At 69.4% G+C, this 21,966-nt stretch carries 25 protein-coding genes; 7 read left to right on the top strand and 18 right to left on the bottom strand.

Features of this window, described 5'->3' with window-relative positions; all coding sequences use genetic code 11:
* Positions 1-2 precede the first annotated feature (2 nt).
* Positions 3-941, bottom strand: a complete 939-nt coding sequence (locus tag ACSQ14_RS15580) for a tetratricopeptide repeat protein (protein ID WP_436014349.1) — start codon at positions 939-941, stop codon at positions 3-5.
* A 152-nt stretch (positions 942-1,093) separates the two neighbouring features.
* On the opposite strand from ACSQ14_RS15580, the gene msrA reads away from it, so the two are divergent.
* Positions 1,094-1,747 (top strand): peptide-methionine (S)-S-oxide reductase MsrA, encoded by a 654-nt coding sequence (gene msrA, locus ACSQ14_RS15575; RefSeq protein ID WP_436014347.1) that lies wholly within the window; start codon positions 1,094-1,096, stop codon positions 1,745-1,747.
* A 10-nt stretch (positions 1,748-1,757) separates the two neighbouring features.
* Positions 1,758-2,105 carry an MmcQ/YjbR family DNA-binding protein gene (locus ACSQ14_RS15570; protein WP_436014345.1) on the top strand — a complete coding sequence of 116 codons (348 nt, stop codon included), beginning with the start codon at positions 1,758-1,760 and terminating at the stop codon, positions 2,103-2,105.
* Between the two features lie 168 nt (positions 2,106-2,273).
* On the opposite strand, the gene ACSQ14_RS15565 is transcribed toward ACSQ14_RS15570, so the two are convergent.
* The 4 genes from ACSQ14_RS15565 to ACSQ14_RS15550 all read right to left on the bottom strand — a co-directional run bounded on the left by ACSQ14_RS15565 (position 2,274) and on the right by ACSQ14_RS15550 (position 5,058).
* Positions 2,274-2,960: a DUF599 domain-containing protein gene (locus tag ACSQ14_RS15565; RefSeq protein WP_436015444.1), complete on the bottom strand. Its 687-nt coding sequence runs from the start codon at positions 2,958-2,960 to the stop codon at positions 2,274-2,276.
* Between the two features lies 1 nt (position 2,961).
* Entirely contained in the window at positions 2,962-4,314 is a 1,353-nt protein-coding gene (locus tag ACSQ14_RS15560; RefSeq protein ID WP_436014343.1) for an MFS transporter, read from the bottom strand.
* A 95-nt stretch (positions 4,315-4,409) separates the two neighbouring features.
* Entirely contained in the window at positions 4,410-4,568 is a 159-nt protein-coding gene (locus ACSQ14_RS15555; protein WP_436014341.1) for a DUF3309 family protein, read from the bottom strand.
* Between the two features lie 94 nt (positions 4,569-4,662).
* Positions 4,663-5,058 carry a DUF983 domain-containing protein gene (locus tag ACSQ14_RS15550; protein ID WP_436014339.1) on the bottom strand — a complete coding sequence of 132 codons (396 nt, stop codon included), beginning with the start codon at positions 5,056-5,058 and terminating at the stop codon, positions 4,663-4,665.
* 157 nt (positions 5,059-5,215) lie between these two features.
* Between ACSQ14_RS15550 and ACSQ14_RS15545 the strand changes: the two genes are divergently transcribed.
* Complete coding sequence (locus ACSQ14_RS15545; protein ID WP_436014337.1) at positions 5,216-6,475, top strand: MFS transporter; 1,260 nt, start codon at positions 5,216-5,218, stop codon at positions 6,473-6,475.
* 67 nt (positions 6,476-6,542) lie between these two features.
* Here ACSQ14_RS15545 and ACSQ14_RS15540 read toward each other — a convergent pair whose 3' ends face one another.
* Genes ACSQ14_RS15540 through ACSQ14_RS15530 form a run of 3 tightly spaced genes read right to left on the bottom strand, consistent with a single transcriptional unit; the run spans position 6,543 to position 7,924 of the window.
* A complete protein-coding gene (locus ACSQ14_RS15540) occupies positions 6,543-6,680 on the bottom strand; it encodes an entericidin A/B family lipoprotein (protein ID WP_436014335.1) in 138 nt (45 codons plus the stop codon).
* Positions 6,681-6,734: 54 nt separating this feature from the next.
* Positions 6,735-7,202 carry a DUF5615 family PIN-like protein gene (locus ACSQ14_RS15535; protein WP_436014333.1) on the bottom strand — a complete coding sequence of 156 codons (468 nt, stop codon included), beginning with the start codon at positions 7,200-7,202 and terminating at the stop codon, positions 6,735-6,737.
* A 2-nt stretch (positions 7,203-7,204) separates the two neighbouring features.
* Entirely contained in the window at positions 7,205-7,924 is a 720-nt protein-coding gene (locus ACSQ14_RS15530; protein ID WP_436014331.1) for an SIMPL domain-containing protein, read from the bottom strand.
* 40 nt (positions 7,925-7,964) lie between these two features.
* Between ACSQ14_RS15530 and ACSQ14_RS15525 the strand changes: the two genes are divergently transcribed.
* The 3 genes from ACSQ14_RS15525 to ACSQ14_RS15515 all read left to right on the top strand — a co-directional run bounded on the left by ACSQ14_RS15525 (position 7,965) and on the right by ACSQ14_RS15515 (position 9,933).
* Positions 7,965-8,354: a DUF2784 domain-containing protein gene (locus ACSQ14_RS15525; RefSeq protein ID WP_436014329.1), complete on the top strand. Its 390-nt coding sequence runs from the start codon at positions 7,965-7,967 to the stop codon at positions 8,352-8,354.
* 54 nt (positions 8,355-8,408) lie between these two features.
* Positions 8,409-9,359 carry a sugar phosphate isomerase/epimerase family protein gene (locus ACSQ14_RS15520; protein WP_436014327.1) on the top strand — a complete coding sequence of 317 codons (951 nt, stop codon included), beginning with the start codon at positions 8,409-8,411 and terminating at the stop codon, positions 9,357-9,359.
* Between the two features lie 301 nt (positions 9,360-9,660).
* The gene (locus tag ACSQ14_RS15515; protein WP_436014325.1) at positions 9,661-9,933 is read left to right on the top strand and encodes a hypothetical protein; all 273 of its coding nucleotides are present in this window, start codon (positions 9,661-9,663) and stop codon (positions 9,931-9,933) included.
* 209 nt (positions 9,934-10,142) lie between these two features.
* Here ACSQ14_RS15515 and lepA read toward each other — a convergent pair whose 3' ends face one another.
* A complete protein-coding gene (gene lepA, locus ACSQ14_RS15510) occupies positions 10,143-11,948 on the bottom strand; it encodes a translation elongation factor 4 (RefSeq protein ID WP_436014323.1) in 1,806 nt (601 codons plus the stop codon).
* 151 nt (positions 11,949-12,099) lie between these two features.
* Here lepA and ACSQ14_RS15505 point away from each other — a divergent pair, with 151 nt between their 5' ends.
* Positions 12,100-12,759 carry a DUF1134 domain-containing protein gene (locus ACSQ14_RS15505; RefSeq protein WP_436014321.1) on the top strand — a complete coding sequence of 220 codons (660 nt, stop codon included), beginning with the start codon at positions 12,100-12,102 and terminating at the stop codon, positions 12,757-12,759.
* Positions 12,760-12,819: 60 nt separating this feature from the next.
* Here the strand turns inward: ACSQ14_RS15505 and ACSQ14_RS15500 are convergent, their stop codons facing one another.
* From ACSQ14_RS15500 to infC, 9 genes are all read right to left on the bottom strand, one after another.
* The gene (locus ACSQ14_RS15500) at positions 12,820-13,317 is read right to left on the bottom strand and encodes a TIGR00645 family protein (RefSeq protein WP_436014319.1); all 498 of its coding nucleotides are present in this window, start codon (positions 13,315-13,317) and stop codon (positions 12,820-12,822) included.
* 131 nt (positions 13,318-13,448) lie between these two features.
* The gene (locus ACSQ14_RS15495) at positions 13,449-14,006 is read right to left on the bottom strand and encodes a TIGR00645 family protein (protein WP_436014317.1); all 558 of its coding nucleotides are present in this window, start codon (positions 14,004-14,006) and stop codon (positions 13,449-13,451) included.
* Positions 14,007-14,067: 61 nt separating this feature from the next.
* Complete coding sequence (locus ACSQ14_RS15490) at positions 14,068-15,513, bottom strand: exopolysaccharide biosynthesis polyprenyl glycosylphosphotransferase (protein WP_436014315.1); 1,446 nt, start codon at positions 15,511-15,513, stop codon at positions 14,068-14,070.
* 225 nt (positions 15,514-15,738) lie between these two features.
* Complete coding sequence (gene pheT / locus ACSQ14_RS15485; RefSeq protein WP_436014313.1) at positions 15,739-18,162, bottom strand: phenylalanine--tRNA ligase subunit beta; 2,424 nt, start codon at positions 18,160-18,162, stop codon at positions 15,739-15,741.
* A 13-nt stretch (positions 18,163-18,175) separates the two neighbouring features.
* Positions 18,176-19,288 carry a phenylalanine--tRNA ligase subunit alpha gene (pheS, locus tag ACSQ14_RS15480; RefSeq protein WP_436014311.1) on the bottom strand — a complete coding sequence of 371 codons (1,113 nt, stop codon included), beginning with the start codon at positions 19,286-19,288 and terminating at the stop codon, positions 18,176-18,178.
* Positions 19,289-19,547: 259 nt separating this feature from the next.
* The gene (rplT, locus tag ACSQ14_RS15475) at positions 19,548-19,904 is read right to left on the bottom strand and encodes a 50S ribosomal protein L20 (protein ID WP_436014309.1); all 357 of its coding nucleotides are present in this window, start codon (positions 19,902-19,904) and stop codon (positions 19,548-19,550) included.
* A 15-nt stretch (positions 19,905-19,919) separates the two neighbouring features.
* Positions 19,920-20,120, bottom strand: a complete 201-nt coding sequence (gene rpmI, locus ACSQ14_RS15470) for a 50S ribosomal protein L35 (protein WP_436014307.1) — start codon at positions 20,118-20,120, stop codon at positions 19,920-19,922.
* 161 nt (positions 20,121-20,281) lie between these two features.
* A complete protein-coding gene (locus ACSQ14_RS15465) occupies positions 20,282-21,232 on the bottom strand; it encodes a TauD/TfdA dioxygenase family protein (RefSeq protein ID WP_436014305.1) in 951 nt (316 codons plus the stop codon).
* 193 nt (positions 21,233-21,425) lie between these two features.
* Positions 21,426-21,947, bottom strand: coding sequence for a translation initiation factor IF-3 (gene infC, locus ACSQ14_RS15460; protein WP_436015442.1), 522 nt, complete (start codon positions 21,945-21,947; stop codon positions 21,426-21,428).
* Positions 21,948-21,966 lie beyond the last annotated feature (19 nt).

Below are 21,966 nucleotides of genomic sequence, written 5' to 3'. Positions count from 1 at the left end.
GGCTAACGCAGCTGCGGGTCGCCGCCGTGGTCGATCCAACGGCGCAGCTCCTCGGCCTCGGCGCAGCCGTAGGCGCAGACCGCGTCGAGCCGGGCGAGCAGCAGCTTCGCGCCGGCGACGTCGCCGCGCTCGACCTTCAGTTCGCCGTAGTATTCGCTCGCCCCGCGGTGGTCCGGCGCGACGGCCAGCGCCTGGCGGTAGTAGGCCTCGGCGCGGGCCAGGTCGCCCTTCCTGCGCCAGGCGTAGCCCTGGTAGGTGAGGATGTCCGGGTGCGGCCCGAACATCGCCTGGGCCTGCTTCAGCTCGGCCAGCGCGTCGTCGTAGCGCCGCTCGTTGATCAGGCCGACCGCGGTCGCGTAGGCGCGGTCGCCGGCCGCCGCGCCGGCGAAGATCAGCGGCTCCTGCCGCGCCGCGCTGGGCTTGGCCGCGGGCTGGCCGGACAGCGCGCCCTGCACCTGGTCTTCCGCCGCCTTCAGCGCCGTGGCGTCGGCGCAGGCCGCGCCGCAGGCCTGGGATTTGGCCTTCAGCCAGTCGAGCTGGGCCTGGGCCCCGGCCGGGTCCTTCATCTGCGCTTCGGCGACGCCCAGGCCGCCATGGGCGGCGATGTCGTCGGGGGCGAGCTTGACGGCTTGAGCGTAGGCGCGGCGCGCACCCTTCCAGTCGCCGTCGCCGGCCGACGCCTGGCCCAGCAGCCGCCAGGCCTCGGCGTTGTCGGGCGTGACGCCGGTGACGCGCTTGAAGGCCCGCGCGGCGTCCTTGTACTGCCCGGCCGCCAGGGCCCCGACCCCGCGGGCGTACTCGGCGGCTGTGTCATAGCGCTGCGCCGAGGCGCTGGGGGCCGAGTCCATGCCGCTGCCGGCGGCCAGCGCCGCGCCGCCCAGCGCTGCAGTGGCCGCGCCGGCGACGAAGCCGGCTGCGAGACAGGCCGTCAATCTGCGCATGGGCGATCTCCCGGATCAGCGTTTGGCGAAATCTGCCACAGTTGCCGGCGAGCGTCTCGCGCCACGCGGGGCCAAGCGACGCCGCGGCCAAGCCAGGTGCATCGGCGCGGTCCGCATCCTATCTTTGGGGCCGTCCAGAAGGAGCATTCGCGATGTTCGGAGCCAGCAAGTCGCTCGAACTGCCGACCCAGGAGACCGCGCTGCCAGGCCGCGCGCATCCGATCCCCACCGCCGAGACCCATTTCGTCAACGGCCGGCCGCTGAAGGGGCCCTATCCCGAGGGGCTGGAGACGGCGGTGTTCGCCATGGGCTGCTTCTGGGGCGTGGAGCGGATCTTCTGGAAGATCCCCGGCGTCTACGTCACCGCCGTGGGCTACGTGAACGGCGTCACCCCCAACCCGACCTATGAAGAGGTCTGTTCGGGGCGCACCGGCCACACCGAGGCAGTGCTGGTGGTCTACGACCCGAAGGTGGTCAGCTACACCCAGCTGCTGAAGGTCTTCTGGGAAGGCCACGACCCGACCCAGGGGATGCGCCAGGGCAACGACATCGGCACCCAGTACCGCTCGGGGATCTACACCGCCGACGACGCCCAGACCCAGGCCGCCGAGGCCTCGCGCGCGGCCTTCCAGAAGGCGCTGACGGAGAAGGGCTACGGCCAGATCACCAGCGAGATCGAGCCGGCGGGGCCGTTCTATTTCGCCGAGGACTATCACCAGCAGTACCTGGCCAAGAACCCGAACGGCTACTGCGGGATCGGCGGCACCGGCGTGAGCTGTCCGATCGGCGTCGGGCTGGACGCCTAAGGCGGCCTGGGTGAGCCCGGAGGCCTTCGCCAAGGCGGCGCTCGGCCTGCCGGGCGCCAGCGTCGTCGTCCAGTGGGGCGACGACCACGTCTACAAGGTCGGCGGCAAGATGTTCGCCGTCACCAATACCGCCGGGACCACCCTGTCGGTGAAGGTCAGCGAGATCGCCTTCGAGGCGCTGACCGAGGCTGGCCGCGCGCGGCCGGCGCCCTATCTGGCGCGGGCGAAGTGGGTGTTCTTCGACGACCTGTCGGCGCTCGACGCCGCCGAAGTGGCCGACTGGCTGCAGACCGCGCATACGCTGGTGGCGGCGAAGCTGACCAAGGCCGCGCGGCGCGAGCTGGGGCTGGCTACTTAGGTCTTGTCATCCCGGAACGCGGGCAGCGCGTGTCCGGGATCCAGGGACACGGCGATGTGCGGTTGGACGCGGCGTCGCCACGGGCGAGGGTCAGATTTCGGCGTGATCCCGGTCTTTCGCTGCGCGAAAACCGGGATGACAGCGAAGGAGGGGAGGATCTACGCCGCCTCACTCCTCCAGCAGCTTGCGCAGCTCGCCGATCGCGGTGGCGGCTTGCGAGCGGCGCTGGCGCCAGAGCAGCAGGGCGATCGCCCCGGCGGTGGCGCCCATGAAGGCCCAGGCGCCGAACAGCCAAGCGGCGGCGGCGAGCGCGAAATAGTAGGAGCGGACCCCGCGGTTGAACGACGACAGCGCCGGGTTCAGCAGCCGGGCAGTGATCTCGCCGTAGCGCCGCTGCTCGTCCGGCTCGGAGACCAGCGGCGCGGCCCCGAACGCGGCCAGGCAGTAGTTCATCTGCCGGATCGACCACATGAAATCCAGCAGGCCGCGAGCCAGGGCGATCAGCACCAGCGACAGCTGGCCCTCGAACACCAGCCGCGTCGAGGTCTCGATCACCACCAGGCTGGAGGCCGAGCGGAACGCGCCTTCGCCGCTGAACAGGCCGCCGGCCAGCGCGGCGATCAGGATCAGGTTCGAGGAGGCGAAGAAGGAGGCCGAGCTCAGCGCGTGGCCGAGCAGTTGGCCGTCCATGAAGCGGTTGTCGCGCCCGGCCATGTTGCGCATCCAGGCGATGCGGATGACCGTCATGTCGGTGTTCAGCACGCCGCCATGGCGGGCGAGCAGGCGCAGCAGCGGCTCGTAGCCGAGCCAGCAGACGAGGAAGAAGGCCAGCGCCCCCAGGTTCAACGCGCTCAGGTCAGCACTCCAGGATCAGCTTGGTGGCGTTGGTGTTCGGCAGCCGCAGCGAGATCAGCATCGCCGCCGCCATCGCCACCGAGACGTAGATGTAGAAGCCTTCTTCGTGGCCGGCCTGCTTGAACCACAGGGCGACGTATTCGGCGGTGCCGCCGAAGATGGCGTTGGCCAGCGCATAGGGCAGGGCGACCCCCAGCGCCCGCACATGGGTCGGGAAGAGCTCGGCCTTCACCGCCGCGTTCACCGCGCTGTAGCCGGACAGGATCAGCACCAGCAGGGTCATCAGGGCGAAGGCCATCCAGGGCGAGTCCGTCCCGGCGATCAGGCTGAACAGCGGGAAGGTGGCGACCGCGCCCAGGCCGAAGGCGATCGCCAGCGAGGTCCGCCGGCCGATGAAGTCGGAGGCCAGGCCGACCAGCGGCAGGATCAGCATGTAGACGAACAGCACCGCGGCGGTGATCGCCGTGGCCGTGTCCTTGGTGAAGCCCGCGGTGTTGACCAGGAACTTCTGCATGTAGGTCGTGTAGGCGTAGAAGGCCAAGGAGCCGGCCGCCGTCAGCCCGAGGATCGCGGCGCTCTCGCGCGGGTACTGGCGGAACAACATGCCGGTGCTGGCGCGCTCGGCGCCTTCGGCCTGGGCGGCCAGGAAGGAGCGGGTCTCCTGCAGGCCCGAGCGGATCCAGAAGACGACGATCGCCAGGACCCCGCCGATCGCGAACGGGATGCGCCAGCCCCAGGCCTCGAGGTCGGCGGGCGACAGCGTTCGCTGCAGCACGATCAGCACCGCCAGGGCGGTCAACTGGCCGCCGATCAGGGTGACGAACTGGAACGACGACCAGAAGCCGCGGCGGTCCTTGCCGGCCATCTCGGTCATGTAGGTGGCGCTCGCGCCGTACTCGCCGCCAAGCGACAGGCCCTGCACCAGCCGCGCGATGACCAGCAGCACCGGCGCGGCCATGCCGATCGAGGCGTAGCTGGGAATCAACGCGATGGCGAAGGAGCCGACGCTCATCAGCGCCACCGAGGCGGTCAGCGCCGCGCGCCGGCCGGCCCAGTCGGCGTACAACCCCATCAGCCAGGCGCCGAGCGGTCGGGCGAGGAAGCCCACGGCGAACACCGCGGCGGCCTGCAGCAGTTGGGCGGTCTGGTCGCCCTGCGGGAAGAAGTGCTTGGCGAAGTAGAGCGCGAAGGAGGAGTAGACGAACCAATCGTACCATTCGACCAGGTTGCCGGCCGACCCGCCGAGGATGGCGTTGATCCGCGCGAGCGGCGACAGCCGGGCTTCCGGCGGCGCGCCCAGGCCCGTCCCGGCGTCCGTCGTCGCGTCGCTCGTCGTCGTCTCTAGAGTCGCCATGCATCCCCCTCGTGGCGCGGGGGGATGCTAGCGGATTGTCGGCGGCAGGCCAGAGATCAGATCGCGGGATCGGATCGCGAGGCGCGCCGCCGGCGTCAGATCTGGCCCATCAGGACGAGGATGACGAGGATGACCAGCACCAGGCCGAGGCCGCCGCTCGGGAAGTAGCCCCAACTGCGGCTGTAGCCCCAGCTTGGCAAGGCGCCGATCAGAGCCAGGATCAGGATGATGATCAGTATGGTCCCTAGACTCACGGGGCTGCGTCTCCTTCCGTTACATCGCGCTCCGACCTGAGGCGTGGAGAACGACGGCGGACGGCGCAGGTTCCGGAAGGCGGGAAGCGCCCGGCTAGTCGGCGGCGTCGGCGGTGTGCAGCCGGCTGTCGCGGTCCTTGGAGCCCAGGGCGTACATCATGCCGATCCAGCCGCCCTTGATGCTGGAGAGCGCGACCAGGGTGACCACCGCGAGCGTGCCGAGCAGGATCGGGACCGAGTAGACGGCCGGCGCCTGCCAGACGATCGGGAAGAACAGCAGCGGCGCGATGATCAGGTGGCCGACCAGCAGGATGGTGACGTAGGCCGGGCCGTCGTCGGCCGGGTAGCGCGCCAGGTCGTGGTCGCACTTCGGGCAGCGGTCCGAGACCTTCAGGTAGCGCCAGAACAACTTGCCCTCGCCGCAGGCGGGACAGCGCCCCTTCAGCCCGCGGAACACGGCCGGAAGCAGCGGATGAACGATCTCAGCCATGGGCGGTCATATGCGCTCTTGCGGCCGAAAACGTAAGGCCCAGGGCATCCCGTCGCAGGCGGCGACAATCCTGCGGTCACAGAAACGTGGGGATCGCCGCGCCGAGCGCCGTCTAAGCTCGCCGGCAACAAAACAAACAAAACGAGGGAGGCGCAGGGTGAAGCGCATCTATTACGGCTGGTACGTCGTGGCGATCGCGACGGCCGTCTACATGTTGATGATCGGCGCGACCTTCGCCGCCTTCGGCCTCTACGTGCTGCCGGTTTCGGCCGAGTTCAACCTGTCGCGCGCGGACATGAACACCGCGCTGATCCTGATGAACCTCGGCAACGCCTTCCTGGCCCCCTTCATCGGCCGGCTGCTCGACCGGGTCCCGGCGAGGCGGATCATGATCACCTGCGCCCTGCTGATGGGCGGGAGCTTCCTGGTGCTCGGCCTGTCGCACTCGCTGTGGCTGAGCGCGGCGGTGCTCGCCGTGGCCCTGCCGGCCGCCTACCTGGGCGCCGGCACCCTGACCATGACCGTGCTGATCGCCCGCTGGTTCACCGCCCAGCGCGGCCGCGCCATGGCGCTGGCGGCGATCGGCATGTCGCTCGGCAACATCACCGTGACGCCGCTGGTCGGCATGGTGATCGAGAACCAGGGCTGGCGCACGGCGCTGCTACTGTCCGGCGGCGCGGTCGCGACGCTGCTGATGGTGCTGGCCCTGGTGTTGCGCGAACGGCCGGGCCCCGGCGACGTCGAGGGCGGCCGCGCCGCGGCGGCGCCCGCGCCTGCGGTCCACCCCGCCGCGCCGGCGGTTCCGGCGAAGGTCGGCGCGATCCTCAAGGCGCCGCAGTTCTGGTCGCTCAGCCTCGGCGCGTCGCTGGCGATGGCCGTCGGCCAGGCGCTGGCGATCACCCTGGTGCCGCTGGCGGTCGGCAACGGCCTGACCCTGATCCAGGCCACCAGCCTGATCTCGGTGATGGGCGGGGCGGCGATCGCCGGGACCCTGCTGCTCGCGGTGGTCGCCGACAAGGTCGACCGGGTCAGCCTGCTGGCGGCGCTGTTCCTGGCCGGCGCGCTGATCAATGTCGGGCTGCACTTCGAGCACAGCTATGCGCTGCTGGTGGGCAGCGCCGGCCTGCTCGGCCTGACCCTCGGCGCGGCGACGCCGGCCTTCTACGCCCTGCTGGCGGACCGCTTCGGCGCGGCCTCGTTCGGCACGGTGCGCGGCCTGACCATGCCGGTCATCGCCGGGCTCGGAATGATCGCCATCCGCCTTGCCGGCGAGGTGTTCGACCGCACCGGCGGCTACGAGCTGATGTTCAGCGCCTTCGTCGTCGCCCAGCTGGTCGCCGCGGCGCTGATCTTCCTGACCCGCTTCGTCAGCGCCCCGATCGTCGCCGGCGCGCCGGCGAGAGCCGCCACCTCCTAGGGGGCGGCGGCCACTCGCCGCGAGGCTCGCGCGAGTCTCGCGGCGCGATGGTCAACGCTTGACGGGGTCAGCGCTTGACGTCGTTGGCGGCGCCGGCGACGGCGGTGCCGGCGGCCTGCACGTCACGGCCGAGGCCGGCGACGGTGTTGCAGCCCGAAACCCACAGGGCCGCGGCGGCGGCGGCCATGACAATAACCAGACGCATCTAGAGGTTCTCCCCGACTTTCGCAGAGCGATGAAGACGGGGCGGCGCCTATAGTCAAGAGCGCGGCGGGAATTGCGCGAGCTGACCGAGCCGTTCGCCGAGCCGCTTTACATGGCTGCCCGGCCAATAGACGCGGCCGCATGTCGCACAGGCGCGGAACGGGCCCGGCAGGTCGCGCGCCTCCTCTGGTATCCGCGCCAGATCCGCCGGTTCGGCGTCGCTCAGCGGCGCATTGTCGACCAGGCAGCGGCTGAACGGAGCCAGCCGCCAGTCGATCGGCAGGGCCGCGGCCAGGCTCTCGGCCTCGGCGTGGGCTCCGCGGCCTTCGACCAGCACGGCGCGCGGGTGGGCCTCGACCGCCAGCCGCTTGTCGCGGGTCACCAGCACCCGGTTCTCGGCGCGGGCCAGCGCCAGCAACTCGGCGTCGCGCTGTCCCTGGGCGAGCTGGGTGTCGTAGCCCGCCGCGCGCAGCAGCCGCGCCAGGCGCAGCAGCATCTCGTCGCAGAGGAAGCGCATCTGCATGGTTAGCGCAGCCGATAGCTGACGGTGGTCACCACCCGCAGCTTCTTGAACACCTGGGAATTGGCGTCGTAGCCGACCTCGTCGCGGCCGAGGATCTCGAACGAGCCCTGGGTCGCCGCGCGGATGCCGCCCAGCTGGGTCCCGGCATCGCGGGCGAACTGCTGGGCGCCGCTGCGGGCGCTGGCGGTGGCCTGGGCGATCATCGCCGGCCGCACGTCGTTGAGCTTGGTGAAGACGTAGGACGGGCCGGTGTAGTCCTGCAGCACCACGCCCTGGCGGATCAGCTGGTCGAGCTGGCGGGTGGTGGCCTGCACCCGGTCGACGTTGGTGGTGCGCACGATCACCGTCTGGGCGACGCGGTAGCGGGCGGCGACGTTCTGCTGCTGGTACTCGCGGGCGAACTGGTCGGTGACCTCGAGCCGGCCGAGGTCGATCTCGCCGGGCTGGTAGCCCTGGGCGGCGAGGAAGCCGCGCACCGCGGCGGTGTCGGCGTCGATGTCGGCCTGCACCGCCTGCAGGTCGTCGCCGGCGGCGGCGAACTTCAGCGGCAGCACAGCGAGGTCGGCCTTGACGATGCGCTCCGACAGGCCGCGGACCGTGACGCTGCGGTCGCCGACCCGCGCGTACTCCACGCCCCGGCCGATCAGCGCCCCGGCGAGCGCCAGGCCGACGGCGAGCAGCGCGCCGACGATGGCGGCGGGAAGGATGCGGTTGGCGTTCATCGGAGTCTCACGGCGGCCGGCGGCGGAGTATGCTTGACGCATGAACGCCTTGGCCGGCCAGTTGGTGCTCGCGCTGCATGTCGCGGTGATCGGCTTCAACGTCGCCGGGCTGATTGCTATCCCGCTCGGGGCGCGGCGCGGCTGGCGGATCGTGCGCCTCCGCTGGCTGCGGCTCGTCCATCTCGGCTCGCTGGCGGTGGTGGCGGTGCAGGCGGTGTTCGGCCGCGCCTGCTTCCTGACCTTCTGGCAGGACGACCTGACCGAGAGCGGCCGCACCGACCCGCTGATCATGCGCTGGGTCAACAGCCTGCTCTACTGGCCGCTGCCGATGTGGGTGTTCACCGCCCTCTATCTGGCGGTGTTCGTCTATGTGCTGGCGCTCTGGCGCTGGGTCCCGCCGAGCTCCGGCCGGCGGCTGGCGCGCGGTTAGTTTGTTTTCCGAACTAGCGGCGTGCTAGCTGAGCCGATGAATGAGGACGCTCGCATGATCCTGTCCCGGCGCGCCGCCCTGGCCGCGGCGCTGACCACCGCTTTCGCCGCCGCCACTCCGGCCCTGGCCGCCCGCCGGCTGTTCGGGCCCGCCGGACGGCCGGTCGGGATCAACCTCTACATGGTGGCGGCGAGCTACCGCGCCGATCCGGAGGGCACGCTCGAGGCGCTGGCGAAGATCGGCTTCCGCGAGTTCGAGACCGACCTGTCGGGCCCGGCGCCCGAGCGGGTCCGCGCGGCGCGCGAACGCGCTGGCCTGGCCTGCGCCTCGGTCAGCGTGCTGCCGACCCCGCTGCGCGGCGGCCCCAGCCTAGCGACCGATCCAGGCGAACTGGCCAAGGCGGTGCACACCATCGGCGCGGACTATCTGGTCTGCACCCTGTTCCCGCTGCCGCCCGGGGTGGAGATGCGGCCGCAGCCCGGCGAAAGCGTCGAGCAGATGCTGGCGCGGGTCTCGCGCGGGCTGAGCGCCGACCACTTCAAGCGCACCGCCGAGATGCTCGACGCCAAGGGCGAGGCGCTGCGCCGCGAGGGCGTCAAGCTGGCCTACCACAACCACAATCCGGAGCTGGCCCCGCTCGGCGAGACCAACGGCCTGGCGATCCTGCTGGAGCACACCGACCCGAAGCGGGTGGCGTTCGAGATGGACGCCGGCTGGGTGGTCGCCGCCGGCCACGACCCGGTCGAGCTGCTGCGCGCCTACCCGCAGCGGTTCAAGCTGATGCACGTCAAGGACATCGCCCCGGCGCACAAGACCAACACCGCGCTGAAGGCCGACACCATGGAGGTCGGCTCCGGCGTGGTGAACTGGCCACGGGTGCTGCGCGCGGCCGTGGACTCCGGCGTGCGCCACTTCTCAGTCGAGCAGGAGCCGCCCTACAGCCGCATGCCGCCGCTCGAAGCGGCGCGGACGGCCTATGCGTATCTGAGCAAGCTGGAGATCTGAGCCGCGCTTCTCAGCCGCTCGTCCCCGCGAAAGCGGGGATCCAGGCTTTTTGTTTACGCGCGGGATTAGGAACCACGAAAGACACGAAAAACACGAAAGGACTGGCGTGGAGAGCGGCCTCCTCGGCGACGATCCGGACGCGATATGGACCGGCCTCGGCCGGTCGAGCCACCTGGGGCCCCTTTCGTGTTTTTCGTGCCTTTCGTGGTTCCAAAAAGCCTCGGTCCCCGCTTTCGCGGGATGACGGGTGTTGGTTCTGTTGCGGAGCATCGGCGTTCTCCCTCGCGGAAGGAGCGCGCCCATGGATGACGATCTCGACGGCCTGTCGCGCGAGGAGCTGATCGCCGAGGCGAAGCGGCTGCGGGCCGGCATCCGCAGGCATCGCGACGCCAGCGGCCAGGAGCTCTGCTGGCACCATCCGGCGCTCTGGGGCCTGCTGCCGGAGCCGCTGGACCCGGCGATCGCCGTGCCGCCCTGGCCGAAGTTCCTGCGCGGCTGCGTCCGCTACCGCGAATCCCTCGACGCCCAGGCGCCCGGCGCACCGGTCGACGACCGGGAATTCGGCGAGGAGTGAGGTCGCGGTCCTCCCCCAGAAGACGGGGGCGTCGCATATGCCCTAAACGCCCCCTCAGTCGGTTTCGCCGACAGCTCCCCCGCTGCGCGGTGGAGCATCTTTGCGTCCAGATCCTCCACCGCGCAGCGGGGGAGGTGGATCCGCCGAAGGCGGAGACGGAGGGGGCGTTCGGCCTGGGCGATCGTCCTCCCCCCGAGGGGAGCATCTAGTCAGTCGCTGTCCATCTTCAGCGCGGCGATGAAGGCTTCCTGCGGGATCTCGACCTTGCCGAACTGGCGCATGCGCTTCTTGCCGGCCTTCTGCTTGTCGAGCAGCTTGCGCTTGCGGCTGGCGTCGCCGCCGTAGCACTTGGCCGTCACGTCCTTGCGCAGCGCCCGCACCGTCTCGCGGGCGATGATCCGGCCGCCGATCGCCGCCTGGATCGGGATCTGGAACATGTGCGGATTGATGAGGTCCTTCATCTTCTCGACCATGCCGCGGCCGCGGGCCTCGGCGCGGTCGCGGTGGACCAGCATCGACAGGGCGTCGACCGGCTCGGCGTTGACCAGGATCGACATCTTCACCAGGTCGCCCGTGCGGTATTCCTCGATCTGGTAGTCGAAGGAGGCGTAGCCCTTCGAGATCGACTTCAGGCGGTCGTAGAAGTCGAACACCACCTCGTTCAGCGGCAGATCGTAGACCACCAGGGCGCGGGAGCCGACGTAGCTGAGCTCGCGCTGCGAGCCGCGGCGGTCCTGGCAGAGCTTGATCACCGAGCCCAGGTACTCGTCGGGCGTCAGGATCGTGGCCTTGATCCACGGCTCGGAGATGCTGTCGATCTTGACCGGGTCGGGCAGGTCGGCCGGGTTGTGCAGCTCGATCTCCGAGCCGTCGGTCATCTTCACCTTGTAGACGACCGAGGGGGCGGTCGCGATCAGGTCGAGGTCGAACTCGCGGCTGAGGCGCTCCTGGATGATCTCCAGGTGCAGCAGGCCGAGGAAGCCGCAGCGGAAGCCGAAGCCGAGCGCGGCGCTGGTCTCCATCTCGTAGCTGAAGGAGGCGTCGTTCAGGCGCAGCCGGCCGATGGCGGCGCGCAGGTCCTCGAAGTCGGCGGCGTCGACCGGGAAGAGGCCGCAGAACACCACCGGCTGGACATCGCGGAAGCCCGGCAGCGGCGTCGTCGCCGGCCGGCGCTCGTCGGTGATGGTGTCGCCGACTGCGGCGTGGGCGACTTCCTTGATCTGGGCGGTGATGAAGCCGATTTCGCCGGGGCCGAGGCCGTCGGTGTCGGTGCGCTTGGGGTTGAAGACCCCGATCCGGTCGATCAGGTGGGTCGAGCCCTGCTGCATCATCTGCACCCGCTGGCCCTTGCGCAGCGAGCCGTCGATCACCCGGACCAGCACCACCACGCCCAGGTAGGCGTCGTACCAGGCGTCGACCAGCAGCGCCTTGAGCGGCGCGTCGGGATCGCCCTTCGGCGCGGGCAGGCGGGTGACGATGGCTTCCAGCAGCTCGCGGATGCCGGCGCCGGTCTTGGCGGAGGTGAGGATGGCGTCGGAGGCGTCGAGTCCGATGACGTCCTCGATCTGCTGGCGCACCCGGTCAGGCTCGGCGGCGGGCAGGTCGATCTTGTTCAGGACCGGGACGATCTCGTGGTTGTTGTCGATCGCCTGATAGACGTTGGCCAGGGTCTGGGCCTCGACGCCCTGGGAGGCGTCGACCACCAGGATCGAGCCTTCGCAGGCGGCCAGGCTGCGCGAGACCTCGTAGGCGAAGTCGACGTGCCCTGGGGTGTCCATCAGGTTGAGGACGTAGGTCTCGCCGTCGTCGGCCTTGTAGTGCAGCCGCACGGTCTGGGCCTTGATGGTGATCCCGCGCTCGCGCTCGATGTCCATGTTGTCGAGCACCTGCTCGGTCATCTCGCGCTGGGTCAGCGCGCCAGTCTCCTGGATCAGACGGTCGGACAGCGTCGACTTGCCGTGGTCGATGTGCGCGACGATGGAAAAATTGCGGATCTTGTCGAGCGGGGTCGTCATGGGGCGTGCGTCTAGCACAAATCGGGCGGTTCGCGAGACGCGCGACGGCCTGTCGCGGCGAACACGGTTAAGCGTCCGTTAAACTGGACTGGCTCATGACTGCCCCTGGGCGGGTGCGGTTTAAGAGACGAAAAGGCAGGAAGAGCCCCCAATGGATCGTCGCACGCTACTCCTCTCGGGCCTGGTGAGCCTGGGCTCCGCCGGCTTGGCCCAGGCGCGCATCGCGCCGACCGATCCGACGGCGCCCGCCGACCCCTATGGTTCGGGTCCGCCCGCGCCGGCGCCGACGATCAATTCCAATCCCAGCTATCCGGCCGCCCCGGAGGCGCAGACCTACAGCCGCGACGAGATCGTCAACAACGTCTCCGACTTCATGGGCGTCACCGCCGAGAGCGCCGGCGCGATGGTCGAGAAGCTCTTCTCCCAGAACGGCCGGCCGACCGGCTACATCGCCGGCGAAGAAGGCTCGGGCGCGTTCGGCGTCGGCCTGCGCTACGGCCGCGGCCTGCTGTATATGAAGGACCGTCCGCCGATGGAGGTGTTCTGGCAGGGCCCGTCGGTCGGCTGGGACGTCGGCGGCAACGCCAGCCGGGTCTTCACCCTCTGCTACAACCTGCAGGTTGGCGACGCGATCTACCAGCGCTTCCCGGGCGTCGAAGGCACCGCCTACTTCATCGGCGGGCTGGGCGTGAACTACCAGGCCGCCAACGGCATCATGCTGGCCCCGATCCGCGCCGGCGTCGGTTTCCGGCTGGGCGCCAACGCCGGCTATCTCGCCTATTCGCGCCGGCGCAACATCCTGCCGTTCTGAGCCCGTTGCGTTCAGGGGACCCGGACAGCCGCTGCGCGGCGTCCGGGGCGCCCCTCCGGGCTAGTGCTTCGTCCGCCCGGAGATGAAGTCGATCAAGGCAAGGATCAGGGCCGAAACGACGAAGGTCAGGTGCAGGCCGACCAGCCAGGCGAGCCGCTGATTCTCCATCGGCTCGCCCTGGGCGACCCGCAGGAAACTGTTCAGCAAGGCGATGGCGCTGATCGCCACGACCGAGGCGATCAGCTTCATCTTCAGGCCGGAGTAGTCGATGGCGCCCATCCAGGCCGGCCAGTCCTCATGGCCGTCGGCGTCGATCTTCGAGACGAAGTTCTGGTAGCCCGAGAAGATCACGATCAGCACCAGGTTGCCGGTCAGCGACAGGTCGATGAGCGACAAGGCCAGCAGGATGGCCTCGCCGGGGTTCATCTCCGTGAGGTGGCTGAGCTCGTGCCAGATCTCGACGGCGAAGACGTAGAGCAAGGCGGCCAGCGCCAGCGTCAGGCCGATGTAAAACGGCGCCATCAGCCAGCGGGAGCGGAACAGCCAGAGTTCGAGCACACGCTCGATCGTCGGCTTCCGAGGGACGCGCACTGGAGGGGGGACGCTCGGCTCCACCATGGCGGGAGCGTAGCCCGCCAGCGCGACCGCGCATTAACGCGCAGCAAGGCCGCGCGGACGGGGCGACGGCCCTAGTCCTTCGTCCGCATCGCGATCCAGGCCATCACCGCCAGCAGCACGCCGGAGATGACGAACGTCAGGTGCAGATAGATCAGCCAGCGCAGGGTGTGCTCGCTGAAGGTCTCGCCCTCGGCCAGGCGCATGAAGGTGCGCAACAGGGCGATGGCGCTGATCGCCACGATCGACCCGGCGAGCTTCATCTTCATGCCGGAGAAGTCGACCGACCCCATCCACTTGGGCCGGTCCTTGCTGTTGAGCGGCTCGATCTTGGCGACGAAGTTCTCGTAGCCGGAGAAGATCACCAGCACGAGCAGGTTGCCGGCGAGCGACAGGTCGATCAGCGACAGCACCATCAGGATCGCCCGCTCCGGCGACATGGTGTTGAGGTGGCTGAGTTCATGCCACGCCTCGGCGGCGAAGATGTAGAGCAACCCGCCTAGCGCCGCGACGAGGATCGCGTAGAAGGGGGCCATCAGCCAGCGCGAGCGGAACAGCCATAGCTCGAAGGTCCGCTCGACGGCCGGCTTGCCCGAGGGATCGACCGAAGGGGCTGGGCCCGGCTCCACCATGGGCGAAGCCTAGTCCGCCCCCTCCGCCGCGCGCATTAACGCGCAGCAAGGGGGCCGCGGGTCAGCGCACCGAGCTGGAGTCGCCGAGCAGGCAGGGCAGGGTCTGGAACATGATCCGCAGGTCGAACCACAGCGACTGTCGCTCGATGTATTCGAGATCGAGCGCCACCCGGCGCTGGACGGCCTGGGGGGTGTCGACCGGGCCGCGCGAGCCTTGCACCGCCGCCCAGCCGGTCAGGCCGGGCTTGATACGATGGCGGTGGGCGTAGGTCTTGACCGGGCGCCGGGCCTCTTCGCCGGCCACCAGCATCCCGATGGCGTGCGGCCTGGGCCCGACCAACGACATCTCGCCGCGGACGACATTGAGCAGCTGCGGAAGCTCGTCGAGGCTGGTCTTGCGGATGAAGCGGCCGACGCGGGTCACCCGGTCGTCGTTCGCCGACACCTGGCGCCTGGCCAGGGCGTCCTCGGCCTCGATCCGCATCGAGCGGAACTTGAGCACCTGGAACTCCTCGTTCAGGAACCCGTGCCGCTTCTGCCGGAACAGGGCCGGGCCCGGGCTGTCGAGGCGAATGGCGATCGCGATGACGGCCAGCAGCGGCGCCAGGAAGATGAGCGCGGCGCAGCTGACGACGAGATCGAGGGCGCGCTTCACCGCATAGTCGAAGGTGGAGCGGTCGCCGCCGGCGATCTGCTGCAGGCCGAAGGTGGCGATCCGCTCGTTCGACGCGCGTGCGGCGCTGTCGTCCTCGTCATCCAAAAGGACGGCGATCGGGTTGGGAATCTCGCTCAGCAGATCGGTCAGCTGGCTGATCCGGGCGGTGGCCGCGGCCGGCACGGCGATGATGACGCGGTCGACGTAAGGCAGCATCCGGCGATCGAGCAGGTCGGCGGCTTTGCCCAGAACCGGAACCCCGGCCAGGGTCGGGCCCACGCGATCGATGCGGTCGTCGAACACGCCGAGCACGTTCATCGCGCCCTTGGTCTCCAGAGCCCAGCGGATCAGCCGCTCCGCGGCCGGCGTCGCGCCGACGATGACGATATTGGGCGTCAACCTGCCTTGCGCCCGGAAGCGGGCGACGACCTGGAACCAGATGGCGTGCAGGCCGCACAGGCCGGCGACGACGCTAACCGCCCAGGCCAGGTCCGGGCGGGCGAGGGGGCCGAACGCCAGCGTCGCGCCGCAGCCCGCCGAGGCCGCCGCCGCCGCCGTGGCGAGGTGGCGCCACCGCGCCTCCTGAGGGCAGAAGCCGTAGCCGCGGAAAGCGAGCAGCAAGAGCCAGGCGAGTAGGGCGCCGGCCAGCGCCTCGGGCCGGGCCGAGGCCTGCGCGCTTGCGAACACCGTCGCGGCGAGCAGCAGGAAGGCGGCGTCGGCGGTCATGAAGGCGCGGGCGAGCAGCCGGCCGGACATCCGATCCCGCGGGCTGGTCAACTGGACCGGGCGCATCGGGCCACGCCGATCGGCGTTCGCCTCCGCAGCCTGGGGAATGTAGTTGCCGTCAGGCATGCACGCTTCCTCTCGCTGTGGTCCAGCTAGAGGATTAGATTGAGCATTCCCTTAAGGCGCGACGCGGCAGTCTAAGAATAAGCGCCATCGTGGTCGCGAGGCCAAAATATGTACTGGGTCTAACTGGAGGGGCTCGGAAAGTATAGTTGACGAGATGTGACCGGTTGCCTGCGGGCGACGGTCGCGGCGGCCTGCGGCTTTGGTCGCCGCAGGCCGCCGCCTCGATCAGCTCCTGAGCTTCGCGCCGACCGCCTTCTCGGCAGCGGCGACGATCTTGGCCGACAGCGCCTCGATCTCGGCGTCGGTCAGGGTCTTGTCGCGCGGCTGGACGGTGACCTCGACGGCCACCGACTTGGCGCCGTCAGGCACCCCTTGCCCCTGATAGACGTCGAACACCCGGGCGTCGGCGATCAGCTGCTTGTCGGCGCCGAGGATCGGCCGCACCAGCTCGCCGGCCGGCACGTTGGCGCCGACCACGAAGGCGAAGTCGCGCGACAGCGGCATCAGCGGCGACAGCTCCAGCGCGGGCTTGGTCTTCACCGCCTTCTTCTTCGGCTCCGGCACGGCGTCGAGATTGAGCTCGAAGGCGTAGAGCGGGCCCTGGGCGTCGAGCAGCTTCAGCACGCTGGGGTGCAGCTCGCCGAACTCGGCGACGACGGTCTTCGGGCCGAGCTGCAGCCGGGCCGAGCGGCCGGGATGCCACCAGGGCGACGACTGGCCCTGGACGACCTGCAGCGCGGGCGCGCCGAGTTCTTCCAGCAGAGCCATGAGGTCGGCTTTCAGGGCGAACAGGGCGTCCGGCTTCTGGCCGTCCCAGCGGCGCGGCGGGCGCGGCGCCACCAGGGCGGCGATCACCGCCTGCTGGTCGGCCGGCTGGTCGCCGCGGAACACCGGGCCGATCTCGAAGTAGGCCACGTCGGCGAAGCCCTTGCGGGCGCTGCGCGCGGCGGCCTCGGCCAGGTTCGGCAGCACCGACGGGCGCATAGTCGACAGGTCCGAGGCGATCGGATTGGCCAGCATCAGCTGCGGCTGGCCGCCGCCGAACGCCTCGGCCCAGTCCTGGCGCAGGAAGCTCCAGGTCACCGCCTCTTCGAAGCCGCGCGCCGCCAGCGCCCGGCGGGCGGTGCGGACGCGGTTCTGGCGCACGGTCAGCACCCCACCGGACGGGGGCGCAAGCTCCGGCAGCGGCTCGGCCGGCAGGGCGTCGTAGCCCTCGATGCGGGCGACCTCTTCGACGAGGTCGGCCTTGCCCTCGATGTCGCGCCGCCAGGTCGGCGGGGTGACCTGGTCGCCGTCGATCTTGAAGCCGAGCTTGCCGAGGATCTCGTCGATCCGCGCCGGGGTCAGGTCGAGGCCCGAGAGCTTCTTCACATAGGTCCGGTCGAAGGTGATCGGGCCGGGCGCGGCGGGCGCCTCGCCGGCCACGCGGATCTCCGAGGCCTCGCCGCCGCCGAGCTTCTGGATCAGGTAGGTGGCGAGTTCCAGGCCGGGGACCACCGACTGCGGGTCGACGGTGCGGGCGAAGCGGTACTGGGCGTCGGAGTTGATGCCGGTCAGCCGTCCGGTCTGGGCGGTACGGATCGGGTCGAACCAGGCGCTCTCGATGAAGACGTCGACGGTCTCGTCCGAGACGCCGGTGGACTCGCCGCCCATCACGCCGCCCAGGCCGATCGGCCGTTGGCCGTCGGCGTCGGCGATGACGCACATCTCCGAGGTGATGTCGTAGGTCTTGCCGTCGAGCGCGATCAGCTGCTCGTCGGCGTGCGCCGCCGACGAGGGCTCGGCATGCGAATGCGGCGCGACCGCCCCGCGGCCGAGCCGGGCCTCGATCACCTGGCCGGACAGCTTGGCGACGTCATAGACGTGCAGCGGCCGGGCGCGGTCGAGGGTCAGCAGGTTGGTGATGTCGACCATCATGTTGATCGGGCGCAGGCCGACACCGGCCAGCCGCCGCTGCAGCCACTCCGGCGAGGGGCCGTTCTTCACGCCGCGGATCACCCGGCCGGCGAACACCGGGCAGGCCTCGCCGTCGACGCGGATCTCGATCGGGCAGGGGAAGGCGCCGGGGACGGTGACGCCGCCGTGCGGGATCTGCGTCCCGAGGCCGGCGGCGGCGAGGTCGCGGGCGATCCCCTGCACGGCCAGCCAGTCGGAACGGTTCGGCGTCACCTCGAAGTCGATGACCGCTTCCAGGCCGAAGACCTCGGCGGCGCTGGCCCCGACGACCAGTTCGTCCGAGAGCTCGAGGATGCCGTCAGACTCCTCGGCGATCTCCAGCTCCTTGGCCGAACACAGCATGCCGTTGGAGACCACGCCGCGGACCGGCTTGGTCTCGAGCGTCACGCCGAGGCCCGGCACATAGGCGCCGATCGGGGCGTAGATGGTGGTCAGCCCGGCGCGGGCGTTCGGCGCGCCGCAGACGATCTCCTTGCGGCCGTCCTTGGTGTCGACCTGGCAGACGCGCAGGCGGTCGGCGTTCGGGTGCTGCGCGGCCTCGACGATCCTGGCGACCGAGAAGGCGGCGAGCTTGGTCGCCGGATCGTCGACATGCTCGACTTCCAGGCCGGCCATGGTCATGGCGGCCACCACCTCATCGACGGTGGCGTCGGTCTGCAGATGCTCTTTGAGCCAGGAGAGGGTGAACTTCATCGGATCGCTCTCCTCAGCTCAGGCCGGTGGCGGGGTTCGGCGCGGCGAAGGCCGAGAAGCCGTAGTGGGCGAGCCAGCGCGGGTCGGCGGCGAACATGTCGCGCAGGTCCGGCATGCCGTACTTCAGCATCCCCAGGCGGTCGACGCCGAGGCCGAAGGCGAAGCCCTGCCATTCGTCCGGATCGAGGCCGCAGTTGCGCAGCACGTTCGGGTGGACCATGCCGCCGCCGAGGATCTCCAGCCAGTCGGAGCCCTCGCCGATCTTCACCGCCCCGCCGGAGCGGTCGCACTGCACATCCATTTCGGCGCTGGGCTCGGTGAACGGGAAGTGGTGCGGACGGAAGCGGGTGACCACCGCCTCGGTCTCGAAGAACCGCTTGGTGAAGGTGTCCAGCGTCCACTTCAGGTGGCCCATGTGGATCGCCCGGTCGATCACCAGGCCTTCCAGCTGGTGGAACATCGGCGTGTGGGTGGCGTCGCTGTCCGAGCGGTAGACCCGGCCCGGCACGATCACCCGGATCGGCGGCGCCTGGCCCTGGGCGATCCAGGCCGGCAGCTTGCCGCCCTTGGCCTGCTGCATGACCCGCACCTGCACCGGGCTGGTGTGGGTGCGCAAAAGCTTGCGTTCGCCGTTCTCGTCTTCCGGCAGCCAGAAGGTGTCGTGCATCTCCCGCGCTGGATGCTTCGGCGGGAAGTTCAGCGCCGTGAAGTTGTGGAAGTCGTCCTCGATGTCGGGACCTTCCGCCAGGCCGAAGCCCATCTCGGCGAAGATGGCGATCATCTCGTCGAGCACCTGCATCGTCGGGTGCACCCGGCCGCGCCGCTCCGGCGGCGCCGGCAGCGTCAGGTCGACGCGCTCGGAGGCCAGCTTGGCGTCGAGCTCGGCGGCCTCCAGCGCGGCCTTGCGCGCGGCGATCGCCTGGCTGACCCGGTCGCGCAGGCCGTTGATCTGCGGCCCGCGCTCGCGCCGCTCGTCCGGGCTCATCGCGCCCAGCGTCTTCAAGAGCTCGGAGATCGAGCCGGACTTGCCGAGCGCGGCGACGCGCACGGCGTCGAGCGCCGCAAGATCGGCGGCGGCGGCGACGCGCCCGCTGATCTCGGTTTCCAGTTGGGAGAGGTCGGTCATGACGGCGCTTGCTCTAGAGCAGGATCGGGGAGAGGGGAACTCTTCCAACCGCTCACCCCGGCGAATGCCGGGGCCCAGATGGCGAACGTCGGCGCGCGGGTTGGAGCGCTGGCGTCGAGCCATCCGAAATCAGCGGCTGAATTCTGGGTCCCGGCCTTCGCCGGGATGAGCGGCTATTGAGCTTGAACGGGCTACAAACAAAAAGCCCTCCGGCTCGCGCCGGAGGGCTCTTCGAAGATGGGATGCGATCCCGATCCTTTTAGGCCAGGGCGGCGCGAACCTTGTCGGCGATCGCCTTGAAGCCGACCGGGTCCTGACCGGCGATGTCCGCAAGCACCTTGCGGTCCATCTCGATCCCGGCCTTGTCCAGGCCGTGAACGAACTGCGAGTAGGTGAAGCCTTCCAGGCGCGCCGCGGCGTTGATCCGTTGGATCCACAGCGAACGGAAGTTGCGCTTCCGGACCTTGCGGTCGCGGTAGGCGTACTGGCCGGCCCGGTCCACGGCCGCCTTGGCGGCGCGGATGGTGTTCTTGCGGCGCCCGTAGAAGCCCTTGGCTTGCTCCAGGACCTTCTTGTGCTTGGCGTGGGCGGTGACGCCCCTCTTAACGCGTGCCATCTGTCAGAGTCCTTCTTAGAGGCCGTAGGGCAGGAAGATCTTGATGATCTTGGCGTCGGCCTCGCTCATCACCTTCGTCCCGCGGTTCTGACGGATGTACTTGGCGTTGTGGCTGATCAGGCGGTGGCGCTTGCCGGCGACGCCGGCCTTCAGCTTGCCCGACGCCGTCATCTTGAAACGCTTCTTAGCGCCCGACTTCGTCTTCAGTTTCGGCATTTCACGTCGGAGCGATGAAGCCCCGTCCTCTTGGCGTGTTTACAAACCGCCATGGCATGCCTTGGTGGCCAGGCGGTTCCCGAAGGGCGTGGCTGATACGCGAAAGCCGGGGCGATGGCAAGCGACGGCCGAGGCCGGACGCGCGGCCGCCGGCCGCAGCCTCACATCATCGCGTCGACTTCGGAACTGGCCGCCTCCGGGGCGGTCTCCCAGCGGCCCAGGCCATAGTCGCCCTTGATCGTCGTGCGGTGCATGACCCGGTGGTGCTTGGGGTCGCAACCGCAGGCCTGGTGCAGCATCCGCCAGTTGTCCCAGACCAGCATGTCGGTGGGCTTCCACTGGTGATAGTAGGCCGCGATCGCCCGCTCGACCTCAGCCCAGACCTCGTGCAGCAGCGCGTCGGCGTCGGCCAGGTCCATGCCTTCGATGCCGCGCGCGCCATAGGGCGACATGTGCAGGACCTTCTCGCCGGTCTTGCGAGTCCACACCGCCGGGTGGATCGCCCGCGGCAGGGTCGCGGCGAGCTTGGCGAGTTCATCGCCCTTGCCCTGGATCTCGCGGAAGGTCTTCGGCAGGCCGAACCGCTGCTCGGTGTAGCGCAGGTCGAGCGTGTAGATGAGGTTCAGCGTCTCGATCTTCGCGCGGATCTCCGGCGACATCGCATTGTAGATCTGGACGCCGTCGGCGAAGGCGGTGAGCCCGCCCTCGGGCGCGATCGCCTCGGCGCGCAGCACGCCGGCGCGGTTCAACTCGTTGTTGTAGCTGTGGTCGAAGTGCCAGGGCTGCCAGGTCATCAGCGGTTGGCCGTCGATCTCGACGATGGCGGCCTTCGGGTCCGTGCGGATGGTGATGACGCCGGGCAGCTTATCCTCGTCGAGGCGCTCGACCATCTTCACCGGGTGCTCCTTCAGCGGGCCGAAGACCTCGCTGATCATCACTTGCATCTGGCTTGTCGGCTCGACGTCCTCGAAGACGATCATGCCCTGCTGCTCGAAGACCTCGTTGATCCGTCGCCGGACCGCCTCGTCCTTGAGGGTCGCTTGCGTCACGCCGCGGATCCGCGCGCCGAACGGCAGATCCTCCTGAAGGGCTTTCACCTCAATCGACGCCATGTCGCTACGCTCCCTGACTGCAGCCGCCGGTTCGCCCTCTGGTGCGGATCACGTAGTGATACGCTTGAGGCGTATAGTGATATCTTAAGGCGGGCGGCCCAGCGGCCGTCAAGCGTGGCCACGTGTCTGCGGCGGAAACGAAAACGGCCGCCCGAAGGCGGCCGCTCGTCAGATCGGAAGGTCTGGCGCGCGCTTAGCGCGGCGCCAGGATCATGATCATCTGCCGGCCTTCCATGCGCGGCTCGTACTCGACCTTGGCCACCGGCTCGAAGTCGGCCTTCACCTGCTGCAGCAGCTTCATGCCCAGTTCCGGGTGCGCCAGTTCACGACCGCGGAAGCGCAGGGTGACCTTCACCTTGTCGCCCTCCTCGAAGAACCGGGTCATCGCCCGCTGCTTCACTTCATAGTCGTGCTTGTCGATGTTGGGGCGGAGCTTGATCTCCTTGATCTCCACCACCTTCTGCCGTTTGCGCGCCTCGTTCTTCTTTTTCTGTTCCTGGAACTTGAACTTTCCGTAGTCCAGGATCTTGCAAACGGGCGGATCCGCGTTCGGCACGATCTCCACCAGGTCGAGACCAACTTCTTCCGCAGCTTCGAGCGCGGAAGAGGTGGGCATCACGCCCTGTTTTTCACCGTTCTGATCAATGAGCAGAACTCGGGGAACGCGGATTTCATCGTTGATGCGCGGCCCGTCTTTGACGGGAGGCGCCTGCATGGGGCGGCGAATAGGGGTC

The organism is Phenylobacterium sp. LjRoot219, assembly GCF_964252995.1.
In the GTDB taxonomy this organism is placed as follows: domain Bacteria; phylum Pseudomonadota; class Alphaproteobacteria; order Caulobacterales; family Caulobacteraceae; genus Phenylobacterium.
This window is presented reverse-complemented; position numbering and strand designations above follow the sequence as displayed.